The sequence below is a fragment of the Paenibacillus sp. TY11 genome, from assembly GCF_059772165.1.
In genome coordinates this window covers 144574-156233 of record NZ_JCBAIQ010000001.1, presented here as the reverse complement: position 1 = coordinate 156233, position 11660 = coordinate 144574, and the positions used below count along the sequence as shown (strand labels likewise).

Sequence of the window (11660 nt, the reverse complement as noted above, 5' to 3'; positions counted from 1 at the left end):
AGTGCTTGAGGTACGTCCGTACGATATCACACACAATCGATAAAAGAGGACGAAAGGGGAAGGTCTTGCATGACAAGCAAAAGGTTCGGAATCATCAGTCTGGTAATGGTCATGATGGCATCTATGATCGCTGCTTGCTCAGGAAGCTCGGGCAAGGAGCCGGCGTCAGGAGATAGCAAGGAGAAGGTCACATTCACGTATTTTAATGCCACTGCGGGGAGGGACATTAATACCAATGAAACGCGGATCGGCAAAATCCTGGAGGATCAGACGGGGGTAAACTGGAAGCTGGAGCATTTGGTGGGAGATGCCAATACAAAGATCGGTACATTTATTGCCAGTAACGATTACCCGGATGTGATAGTACCGGATGGCACGATCGATAAGCTGCTGGATGCCGGGGCTTTTATTCCCCTGAATGATTTGATCGACAAATATGGACCGAATATTAAGCGTGTATATGGACCGTACTACAACTTGATGAAGGCGGAGGATGGGAACATTTACTTTCTGCCGCTCAGTGCGGTGGTAGGCGATTATTTACCTGCGCCTAACTTAGAGCAAGGAGCCTTTTGGGTGCAACGCAGGGTATTAAAAGATGCGGGATATCCAAAAATCAAAACACTTGACGAGTATTTAGCCCTGATTCGTAACTATGCGAAAAAGCATGCAGATGAGGGCTTGACTGGGTACCTGGCGTTAACCACACAGGATAGGTTTTATGCTCTTACGAACGCGCCGATGCATCTGGCAGGCTATCCGAATGATGGCGGCACGATTATTGATATGAAAACACACCGGGCCACGGATTATGGAGATATGGAAATCACAAAGCGGTATCTGAAAGAGCTAAATCAGCTCAATGTAGAGGGCCTATTTGATAAATCGTCCTTTGTGGACAATTACGATCAATATCTGGCGAAGCTGACCTCGGGTAAGGTGCTGGGCTTTTTCGACTACCGCTGGCAGGCGGGGCAGGCCCTGAATAATCTGCAGGAGGCTTCCAAGCAATCGGGCAATGATGATATGGAGTATATAGGGCTGCCTGTTGTATACGACCAGAATATAAAGGATCAATACATTGATCCGTCGTCATTCGTTAATAACCGAGGCATAGGAATTACGGTCAGTGCCAAGGACCCGGTGCGTATCATCAAATTTTTTGACAACCTGCTGACCGATGAAAACCAGGTGTTATCCAACTGGGGAATCAAGGGAGAAACCTATGATGTAGATAAAAAAGGACGCTTTTACCGGACTGAGGAGCAAATTAAGCAGACTGGTCAGGACGCGTTCCGCGAATCATTCGGGTTCAAATATTTTGAATACAGTTGGCCGAGATACGGTAGCGGTTCTACCCTGCCTGACGGCAACTCGGTTGGCCCCGGACGGCAGCCTGAGGTTGCGCGTATGTCCTACACCGAGGGAGATAAAAAGCTACTAAAAGTCTATGGTGTAGAGTCCTTCTCGCAAATGTTTTCCGCACCTGACGAGCGCCCATGGTACCCGGCCTGGAGTATCCCGATTGCTCAAGGCTCAACTGCGCAGCTCTTCCAGCAAAAGAAGGGGGACCTGCAGCGCAAATATTTCCCGCGTTTGGTGCTGTCTGCACCGGAGCAGTTTGATGCGATTTGGAATGAATACACCACCGAATTTAACAAGCTGGATGTGAAGGCGTATGAGGAGCTGATCACGAAGGAGGTTGCCAAAAAAATCGAGACCGCCGGTAAAAAATAAAGGAGGAAGCAGCTATGGGCCGCACGACACCTGTCACGACCTCTACGGGCCATGTGTCGCCCTCACGGCGAACCGGCTTAAGAGGATTTATGCACAAGCTGAACCAGCAGCGGGCACTGGTATGGATGTCCGTCCCTTTTTTAATCTGGCTGTTCATCTTCAAGTATTTGCCCATCTGGGGCTGGACAATTGCTTTTCAAGATTTTAAGCCTGCCCGCAAGTTGCTCGATCAGCAATGGGTCGGATTAAAGCATTTCTATTTTCTGTTTCAGGATGAACACTTTCTACGGGTAATGCGCAATACGCTGGCGATGAGCTTCATTAATCTGGTGCTGGGCTTCGTCACCGCTATAACATTAGCGATTTTGTTGAATGAGCTTAGGCAGCTCGTATTTAAGCGGGTGGTACAGACGATCAGCTATTTGCCGCATTTTATTTCGTGGGTGGTCGCGGCCAGCATTATCAGTACGGCGCTGTCTGCGGATGGCGGCATCATTAATGAGGTGCTGATGTGGTTGGGGCTGATTAAGGAGCCTATCCTGTGGTTGGGCGAGGGAAGCTATTTTTGGGGCATTCTCGGTGCATCGGAGGTATGGAAAAATGTCGGCTGGAACACGATCATTTATCTAGCCGCGATGACGATGATTGATCCTTCGCAGTATGAGGCGGCTGAGATGGACGGAGCCGGACGTTTTCAGCGGATTTGGCATGTGACATTGCCGGGATTAAAGCCTGTATTCATCATCCTGCTCATTATGAACATTGGCAATCTGCTGGAATCCGGCTTTGAGCCGCAATACTTACTGGGCAACGGCATGAACGTGGATTACTCGGAGAACCTGGATATTTTTGTATTGAAATATGGCATCCAGATGGGTAATTTCTCGCTTTCTATTGCTGCGGGTATGTTTAAAACGGTGGTCAGCTTCATTTTACTGTTTAGCGCCAATCATATTGCGAAGCGGTTAGGGGAGGAGAGATTGTTCTGAAAAAAGAGTGAGTTATGGTGGGGGGACGGTCGCTTCGCGTGCGGATTGTTCTTCCGATCGCTGTTATCCCCGGATTTCTTTTTATCATAAAACAGTAGAGGTTGGAATCCGGGGATAAAGGCGCCCGCTCCGCTTCTTCAGAACGATTCCGCCCGCTCCGCTGCTATCCGCCGTAAAGTCACTTTTTTTGAGAACTGAGGGTAGTGGCAGGGGAGAGCTTAAGGAAGGCGCGTGACTCGCGCTTCCTTGGGTAAATGCGCCATGATGGTTGGCTCAGCTTCGCTATCGCCATTAGAGGCTGTTTTTTAGGACTGTGCTATTCGAAGGAGATAGCAAAGGGTGCGTGCTCTTCATACTACAGGAGAAGATCAGTGGATTTTTAGCAGGCCGCTTCGCTGACCTCATCAAGACCTTATCAAACGAACTAAAACATGACTTCTTATAGTACTAATAATATTCCACAAAAATTCACTCCAATTGCCACTAATATAACCACTCAAAATAACAGTTCCAAGTAGCAGCACCAACAAGCTCCAATAACAATTAGTTGAATTAGGGTGCGTGATCCAAAGGCTTAAGCTATTTTTTAGAAAGGAGCGGAAGTCATGGGCAAAGGGAAGGCCGTACACGGGCGATTTCGGGCGCCCTCGGATCGAATTTTTGATGCGTGCAATATCGTGTTTATGCTGTGCCTGATGGTGTTCACGCTGTATCCGTTTTTGAATACGCTGGCGGTTTCGTTGAATGAAGCGAATGATTCGATTCGGGGCGGGATTTATTTGTGGCCACGTGAATTCACGTGGAGTAATTATGAATTTGTGTTCAAGGAAGCGACGATTTTCCATGCTACGCTGATTTCTGTATTGCGTACGGTTGTGGGTACAGTGACCTCGGTGTTTTGCTGCGCGATGGTGGCGTATACGATCAGCCGGCCGGAATATGTGCTGCGCAAATTTGTTTCGATTGCTTTTATTTTGACGATGTATTTTAACGGTGGATTGATTCCAAACTTTCTCCTGATTCGTGAGCTGGGGATGCTGGGGACCTTCTGGGTGTATGTCGTGCCGGGGTTGATCGGGGTGTTTAACGTAATTGTCATTCGTTCCTTTATTGAAGGATTGCCAGAAGGGATTTTGGAGTCGGCGCGTATTGACGGGGCCGGGGAGTTTGCCACTTTTATGCGCATTGTTTTGCCGCTGTGTGTGCCGGTGCTGGCGACGGTGTCGCTGTTTACAGCGGTCGCGCAATGGAATTCCTGGTTCGATGTGTTTTTGTACAATTCGTCGTATGAGCAATGGAGCACTCTTCAGTATGAGCTGATGAAAATACTGCAAAATTCCAACACGTCTGTTAACGCTCAGGACTATGCCAGCCAGTTCGCTGGTTCGGAAAATCTGGCGAAGTCGGTCACTCCTACCTCGATTCGGGCCACGATGACGATTGTAGCTTCGGTGCCTATTATTTTGGTGTATCCATTTTTACAAAAATACTTTGTGAAGGGTATGACCTTGGGAGGTGTCAAAGGATAAGCTGGGCCGGAAAAGAACGAAACTCACTTCTTATCTTACGGGAGGGATTGCTTTGCGGTCATGTTTGTATAAGCCTTTTTGTCTGGTGCTAGCTGGAGTACTGTTGTTATCGCCTGTCGGGTGGTGGGGGGCATCTGTAGCGAAGGCAGCTCCTTCTGTGGAACCTTCCCCTTCCGTTTCGGATACGGCGCTTTCGGCGGGGAGTGTCAATAACAATAAGACCATTGGAACGTATGGATTTGAGCAAGGAAACAGCGAGGGCTGGAAGCCCCGTGGAACTTATACCCAAATTGCATCCGTCTCGGAAGCTGCATATGGCGGCACACACAGTCTGAAGGCAACCGCTCGCACGGCGGCTTGGAACGGAGCGGAGCTGGATGTGAAGCCGCTGTTGCAGCCGGATGTGGAATATGAAATTAGCGGCTATGTGAAACTGGATGGTAATTCTGCGGTTTCGAATGTGATTAAACTTACAGTGGAGCAGCAGCCGACAGGCGGGGCTACGGCATGGAAGACGGTAGCGCAGACGGAGACGATGGATACATCGTGGATCAAACTTCAAGGCAAATATACTTTTACCGGGGGGATGGATGCATTGAAGCTGTATGTGGAAAGCTCGAATCCCGCTCAGGCATACTATGTGGATGAGGTACAAATCAGACAGGTATCGGAGACGCCAACGGAGCCGACCCATGGTATCGTATCCGGGTTCGAAGATGGTACGGCTCAAGGATGGGTGTCCCGTATGGGGGCCGAGACGGTGCAGGTTTCGAATGCCGATGCACGAACCGGCTCGTACAGCCTGCTGACAACAGGCAGACAAAAGGCATATGCCGGACCCAAGCTGGATGTGACTGCTACGGTGCAAAAGGGCAACCGTTATACCGTCAGTGCTTGGGTGAAGCTGGCGCCGGGTGAGCAGCCTGCCAAGGTGAGGCTCAGCGTACAGCGTGATCACCAAGGTGAAAGTGCGTATGAAACTGTTGTAGGCGACACAGCTACCACGACAGGGGGATGGATGCATTTGTCTGGTACGTATACTCTCACGAATGATGCAGACACCATTTCTATGTATTTGGAAACGACAGAAGGAACGTCTTCCTTTTATATGGATGATTTCGAGCTGTCACTTGTACCGCCGCTGGCTATTGAAAAGGACATTCCCTCTTTGCATGGATTATATCAGGGACAGTTCAGCATCGGCACGGCGATTGAGGCTTTCCAGACAGAAGGAGCTTACGGAGAACTGGTGCAGAAGCATTTTAACAGCGTTGTTGCAGGTAATGCGATGAAGCCAATCTCCTTGCAACCGTCCGAGGGGCAGTTCCATTGGGAGGAAGCAGATCAAATTGTGCAATTTGCTAGACAGCACGGACTGGAAATTCGCTTCCATACCTTGGTGTGGCATAACCAGACCGGGGATTGGATGTTCAAGGATAAGGATGGAAAGCCGATGACGCCGACTGCTGAGAATAAAAAGCTTTTGCTGGATCGGCTGGAGACGCATATTCGCGCTGTTGCAGCCCGGTATAAAAATGTCATTACCGACTGGGATGTGGTGAATGAGGTTATTGATCCTGACCAGCCGGACGGCATACGCCGCAGCAAGTGGTATCAGATTACCGGAACCGATTATATTGAAAAATCATTCCGTGTCACGAGGGAAGCGGCGGGGCCGAACGCACGACTATTCATTAATGATTACAACACGCATGAGCCGAAGAAACGGGATTTTCTGTACAATTTGGTGCGTGATCTGCTCGCTAAAGGTGTACCGATTGACGGCGTAGGCCACCAATCGCATATCCGCCTGCAGTTTCCCGCTATTGACGAGATTGAGCAGTCCATAGAAAAGTTCGCTTCGCTTGGTCTGGATAATCAGATTACGGAGCTGGATATGGGCCTTTATTCCAATGACACAGATCGCTACGAAACGATCCCTGAAGCCATGCTGATCCGGCAGGCTCATCGCTATCGGGCGCTGTTCGATATGTTTTCAAGGCAGCAGGAACATATCAGCAATGTGACGATTTGGGGGACGGATGATGGAAATACGTGGCTCAGCACATTTCCGATCGCCCGGCTGGATAAGCCGCTGCTGTTCGACGAACGGTTAAAGGCCAAATATGCCTATTGGGCGCTGGTTGATCCGTCCAAAGTTCCACCGTTGCCAGCAGGGAGTAACGAGTAAATGGTCTGAATACATGGCGGGCTTGTTTTGCCTTATTCTATGCTGTATCGAACGTCGCCTTATACAAGCATAAAAGCAGGCTGTCCTTCACATGTGACATGTAAAGAACAGCCTGCTTTGCTATCGTAAAGGAATTACATTTTTATTCCAAATTGGCGTGTTGACCAAACATCGATTCGGAGGTCAGCTTGCGCAGTTCCATCGTTCTGAGTACCAACGCGTCGCCATACAACAGCAGGGTTTGCTCAAACAATGAGCCCATGGGCTGAATCGTCTGGTAATCCTTGTTGGACGGGTCCTTGGGTGTACCGGGCAGCTTGACGATGATATCGGCCAGTTTGCCAATGGTGGACTCGGGGGAAGTGGTTAGAAGCGTCAGAGAGGCTCCGAGCTTCTTCGCTTTTTCTGCCATGGAGGCCAGGCTTTTGGTTTCACCAGAGCCTGAACCAATGATCAGCAGGTCACCCTCGCCCAAACCGGGAGTTACGGTTTCCCCGACCACGTAAGCTTGAATCCCCATATGCATCAGCCGCATCGCCAGCGAGCGAATCATGAACCCTGAGCGGCCCGCACCTGCCACGAATACCTTATTCGCAGCGAGGATGGATTGGATCAGCTGTTCCGATTCCGCATCGCTGATCAACTGTGGGACCAATTGCAGCTCCTTGAGTACCTCAGATAAATATTGAGAGGTTTCCATTGGGATTAACCTTGTTTGATGAGCTGTTGCATTTGGGAAGCAACAGCTTTTTTGTCGTCCTCGCCAGTGATGCCACCGCCTACGATAACCAGATCCGGTTGAGCCTTCACAACTTCAGCTAATGTGCTCAGCTTAATACCGCCAGCCACGGCTGTTTTGGAGTTTTTTACGACTTTTTTGACGGTTTGCAGCGCTTCGAACGGGCTTTGTCCTTCAGCTTGCAGATCGTAGCCTGTATGCACACAAATGTAGTCTACGCCGAGAGCGTCGATTTCTTTCGCACGTTGCTCCAGGTTTTTAACACCGATCATGTCCACCAGGATTTTTTTTCCGCCTTGTTTTTTAGCTTCTTCTACTGCACCTTTGATCGTTGCATCTTCAGCTACAGCCAGAATCGTAACGATATCTGCACCAGCCTCGGAAGCTTTCAGCACTTCATAGCCCCCTGCATCCATAACCTTCAGGTCAGCAAGCACTTTCAGATTTGGAAATGCTTCCTTCATTGCTTTTACTGCATGAAGTCCTTCATTGATGACAATCGGCGTACCGATTTCTACGATATCAATATACGACTCCACTTCTTTTACCAATGCAATACCTTGCGGGATATCTACTAAGTCTAAAGCCAATTGAAGTTCCATGTTATTAACTTCACTCCTTAAGTGGATTTGTATTTTGATGATAGGTACATGCTTTGTTGAGTGTTACTCTATACTTTGGTTTCATGCACAGGTTTGATTGTAAGGCCCCGGTATCTGATTGAAAAGTACGCACTAATTCGTAACGTAGTTACCCTGACGATACTATAGCATCATAAAAACCACCCGTGAGAGAGTCTGCGTTTACATAGCAATGTAAGGTTGCAAAAGAATGAATGCAGCGATGATTGAATTGACTTCAAGTTAGGTTTTGACTATATTTGTAATATACTGGTATGCAAAAAATGGAGGCTAGCAGCATAACTGCCCTGAAAAATAGCCATTGGGCTAGGGGTAACCGCAATTTTCAGGATAGGGAGGCGGGGTTTAGTGGAAGAGGTCCTGAACCAAAGGGAAGCTATTTATTTGTTGTCGGACAGCCACGAACTCGATAAAGCTTGTGAGTTGTTTAGAATCAGCTACACACATAATGATTGGGACGAAGCTAACAAAGTAGCAGACTATCTGCATACGTTGGCTGAAAACCTGTATCACACCCAACTGAGAAATGCTGCAGACGGCAAGTACGAGACATTGGACACCAAACACCCGCTAGTGTTTTATTATGCTTACAGTTATCTGGCGAAATCTATTTACTATCAGAATATGGGCAAGTATGAGGAAGCCAGAGACTATATTATGAAGTATAGCGAAATGGGTTGGTTTATGGGGCTGGACCAGAGCGGTCACGAAGAAGTAGAGAGATTCCGTTTTCTCGCCAAAGCCAATTTATATACGATTGAATTACTTTCGGGGAAAAGGGAACTTTTGCCTGAATATGTTCAATTTCTTCACGACAATGACGAGGAGCTGCTTCCAGGATTGGTTGGTATTGCCGAAGCAGCTAACTTGAATAATTGGGATATAGACGATCTGCTGAACGATTTTGCCGACGATATTGAGATATTTGAAGGTTATGAAGATAGAGCAAACCGCGTATATTATTTAAAACTGGTCAACCAATTAGCCATTTACCATTTCAAAAAGAAGCAGTACACCGTTGCCTTAAATTATGTCCTTGTTTCTCTGCAATTCTCTGTCAGTGTAGAAGCAGATGCCGATTTCAGGACACTGGTTGCTTTGTTTGAGGCTTATCGAGATTTGGCAACACCGTCACAGCAAGAGCAATATCAAACCATTTTATTAAGGGGGCTTCATAATGAAAAAGGCATTAATCTCGGTAACTATGGTCTTGGCGTTTCTTAGTATTGCTCTTCCGGTGGCAGATACAGTGAGAGGGTTAAACCCCCTACATCCTTCAAATCATGGTGTCTTTTCTCATCATGTTTGAGCATTGGGTTTCCGTGATGAGGTCCAGCAGGGCTTTTGTAAATAAAGGGAGCGCACTTTTACGCATTTTGCGATCAGTGGGCTCCCCTTTTTCATGCCGATGATTTATTTTACGATATAGGAAGTCAGGTTATTGGCCAGATGTTGCATCGTTTCGCTCGCCTTTTGCATACGCTCCATCACTTCGGTGAAAGAGCTTACCAGAGTCGCCTGCTCCTGAGAAGAAGAAACAATTTGCTCAATTTCCTGCTCCATTTGACGAATGGAGTTCTGCACATCCTTGAGGGCTCCTTCAATATCGACCGTTGCTTTTTTGGATTCTACGGATAGCTTGCGCACCTCTTGAGCGACGATACCAAAGCCTGCTCCTGCTTCTCCGACACGTGCGGCTTCAATCGCCGCATTCAATCCAAGCAGGTTGGTTTGATCGGAAATTTCCTTGATGAATACAGCTACCTGATTGATTTTACCCGAGTTTTGTACGGCGATTTGGGTATTTCTTAAAATCTGTTCACTGGTAGCTTGAAGCTCCTCGGAATGAGCTGCCACCTGCTGCACCATATCAATAAGATGCTCGGTGATGGAGCGGTTCTCGGATACGATTTGATCCAGTTCATTTTTGTTAGTCAAATTATAGGAGGCCGCAAACGCTGCGATGACTTCACCTTTTTCGTCAAACACAGGAATACTGATCATATCAAGAGGAAACCCCAGAATTTCAGCAGGAATGTGGGTCAAGCTGGCTTCACGTCCATTTTTAAGCATGGCAAAATTTTTATAGTCCTCGAGCAGCTCCGAGCCCGTTTCAAAGCCGAGGTCCATACCCTCCGATTGAGTATACATAAGGACATGAGTACGGTCGAAGAGAGAAAGGGTCACTTTCTCACGCATAATCTGTTGTATGTAGGGAATGGCTGCAATTAATGCATCTATTGTATTCAAATAGATGACCTACCTTTCTTTACTAGATATATTTTTTATAGTCTTGTATATAATTGTCGGTCTATGGACGGATAAAAGTTATAAAGGTATTGAAAACTCAAGGAAATTGAGAGTTTCAGAAAAAAAGGCATACCGTTTCCAATATGAAACGATATGCCTTCGTATTTAATCTTAAAATGTAAGTGTTTGGTATAGCTGGGTCACTTGCCACGCTGCTCGAACAGTTGTGCGATTTCTACAATAACCTTGGTAGCAAGTACCATGTTGTCCACCGACACATACTCGAACTTACCGTGGTAGTTCTCCCCACCTGTGAAAATATTCGGTGTAGGCAGTCCCATGTAGGACAGCTGTGAGCCGTCTGTACCGCCACGAATCGGCTTGATAATGGGTTCAATATTCAGCTTCTTCATTGCTTCATAAGCGACATCGACGATATGCTTGACAGGCTCGATTTTCTCTTTCATATTGTAATACTGATCTCTCAGCTCTAGTGTGATACGGTTTTCTCCATATGCCGCCTGTAGCTCTTTTACTACATTCGTCAAATAAGCCTTCCGGTTTTCAAAGCTCTCGCGGTCAAAATCACGGATAATATAGTTCAGTTTAGCTTGTTCTGCTGTGCCTGTAGATTCCAACAGATGATAGAAGCCATCATATCCGTCTGTATATTCCGGGGCTTCGTTCGCAGGTAATCGACTGTGCAGCTCCATAGCGATTTTGGCGGCGTGGATCATTTTGTTTTTAGCTGTACCGGGATGCACATTCACACCGTGAATGGTAATATGAGCGGCTGCCGCGTTGAAGCTCTCATATTCCAGTTCTCCGAGCGGTCCGCCATCTACGGTATAAGCATATTCAGCGCCAAAAGCGGCTACATCAAAGCGTTCCGGTCCTCTCCCAATCTCCTCGTCCGGTGTAAAAGCAACGCGAATTTTTCCATGTTGAATTTCTGGATGATCAATCAGATAGTGGATAGCTGTCATGATTTCTGCGATCCCGGCTTTGTTGTCTGCACCGAGCAGGGTGGTACCATCTGTTGTGATCAGGGTGTGGCCTTTATATTGAGCCAGTTCGGGAAACTCACGTGGAGAAAGCACCACACCAAGCGAAGCATTCAGCGTGATATCGCCCCCATCATAGTTTTCCGTCAATTGCGGTTTCACCCCTGCGCCAGTCAGCTCGGTAGCCGTATCGAGGTGAGCGAGAAAACCGATGACGGGAACCTCTTTATCCGTATTGGAAGGAAGAGTCGCCATCACATAACCATGATCATCAATGGTTACGTCTGTCATACCGATGGCTTTCAATTCGCCCACCAGGAGGTTGCCCAATGTGAGCTGTCCGGGTGTGGTGGGGCAAGTGTGGCTGCTTTCGTCGGATTGGGTATCTACCTGAACATACGTAGTCAGGCGGTCAATCAGTTCCTGTTTCATGTGTATATCCTCCTTGTTATCATTTCTTTTATGGTACGTATTTTATCATGATTAGACCTGTGATATGAAAAAAATGGTTTAACCTTTTGGAATGACGGGTTGTGTTGCACAGGGAGGACGAGTAAGATAATAGTAAAATAAGAAGTAA

Annotated in this window: 9 protein-coding genes; 5 read left to right on the top strand and 4 right to left on the bottom strand. The window is 47.4% G+C overall.

Annotated elements, in window-relative coordinates; genetic code table 11:
• Nucleotides 1-69 precede the first annotated feature (69 nt).
• The 4 genes from AC6EJC_RS00720 to AC6EJC_RS00705 all read left to right on the top strand — a co-directional run bounded on the left by AC6EJC_RS00720 (nucleotide 70) and on the right by AC6EJC_RS00705 (nucleotide 6446).
• On the top strand, nucleotides 70-1737 hold the full coding sequence (locus AC6EJC_RS00720) for an ABC transporter substrate-binding protein (protein WP_444952284.1): 1668 nt from the start codon (nucleotides 70-72) through the stop codon (nucleotides 1735-1737).
• A 14-nt stretch (nucleotides 1738-1751) separates the two neighbouring features.
• The gene (locus AC6EJC_RS00715) at nucleotides 1752-2726 is read left to right on the top strand and encodes an ABC transporter permease (RefSeq protein WP_444952283.1); all 975 of its coding nucleotides are present in this window, start codon (nucleotides 1752-1754) and stop codon (nucleotides 2724-2726) included.
• Between the two features lie 605 nt (nucleotides 2727-3331).
• Nucleotides 3332-4255: a carbohydrate ABC transporter permease gene (locus AC6EJC_RS00710; protein WP_444952282.1), complete on the top strand. Its 924-nt coding sequence runs from the start codon at nucleotides 3332-3334 to the stop codon at nucleotides 4253-4255.
• Nucleotides 4256-4307: 52 nt separating this feature from the next.
• Nucleotides 4308-6446 carry an endo-1,4-beta-xylanase gene (locus tag AC6EJC_RS00705; RefSeq protein WP_444952281.1) on the top strand — a complete coding sequence of 713 codons (2139 nt, stop codon included), beginning with the start codon at nucleotides 4308-4310 and terminating at the stop codon, nucleotides 6444-6446.
• A 142-nt stretch (nucleotides 6447-6588) separates the two neighbouring features.
• Here the strand turns inward: AC6EJC_RS00705 and hxlB are convergent, their stop codons facing one another.
• A complete protein-coding gene (gene hxlB / locus AC6EJC_RS00700; protein WP_444952280.1) occupies nucleotides 6589-7146 on the bottom strand; it encodes a 6-phospho-3-hexuloisomerase in 558 nt (185 codons plus the stop codon).
• A 5-nt stretch (nucleotides 7147-7151) separates the two neighbouring features.
• A complete protein-coding gene (gene hxlA / locus AC6EJC_RS00695) occupies nucleotides 7152-7787 on the bottom strand; it encodes a 3-hexulose-6-phosphate synthase (RefSeq protein ID WP_013312540.1) in 636 nt (211 codons plus the stop codon).
• 387 nt (nucleotides 7788-8174) lie between these two features.
• Between hxlA and AC6EJC_RS00690 the strand changes: the two genes are divergently transcribed.
• Complete coding sequence (locus AC6EJC_RS00690; protein WP_444952279.1) at nucleotides 8175-9050, top strand: DNA-binding protein; 876 nt, start codon at nucleotides 8175-8177, stop codon at nucleotides 9048-9050.
• Nucleotides 9051-9239: 189 nt separating this feature from the next.
• On the opposite strand, the gene AC6EJC_RS00685 is transcribed toward AC6EJC_RS00690, so the two are convergent.
• Nucleotides 9240-10076, bottom strand: coding sequence for a methyl-accepting chemotaxis protein (locus AC6EJC_RS00685; protein ID WP_103047242.1), 837 nt, complete (start codon nucleotides 10074-10076; stop codon nucleotides 9240-9242).
• Nucleotides 10077-10276: 200 nt separating this feature from the next.
• The gene (pepT, locus tag AC6EJC_RS00680; protein WP_103047243.1) at nucleotides 10277-11512 is read right to left on the bottom strand and encodes a peptidase T; all 1236 of its coding nucleotides are present in this window, start codon (nucleotides 11510-11512) and stop codon (nucleotides 10277-10279) included.
• Between the last annotated feature and the right edge of the window lie 148 nt (nucleotides 11513-11660).

Bases quoted from the DNA above. Each gene is read 5' to 3' on its own strand.
- AC6EJC_RS00720 (WP_444952284.1), top strand. From the start codon at position 70: ATGACAAGCAAAAGGTTCGGAATCATCAGTCTGGTAATGGTCATGATG.
- AC6EJC_RS00715 (WP_444952283.1), top strand. From the start codon at position 1,752: ATGGGCCGCACGACACCTGTCACGACCTCTACGGGCCATGTGTCGCCC.
- AC6EJC_RS00710 (WP_444952282.1), top strand. From the start codon at position 3,332: ATGGGCAAAGGGAAGGCCGTACACGGGCGATTTCGGGCGCCCTCGGAT.
- hxlB (WP_444952280.1), bottom strand. From the start codon at position 7,146: ATGGAAACCTCTCAATATTTATCTGAGGTACTCAAGGAGCTGCAATTG.
- hxlA (WP_013312540.1), bottom strand. From the start codon at position 7,787: ATGGAACTTCAATTGGCTTTAGACTTAGTAGATATCCCGCAAGGTATT.
- pepT (WP_103047243.1), bottom strand. From the start codon at position 11,512: ATGAAACAGGAACTGATTGACCGCCTGACTACGTATGTTCAGGTAGAT.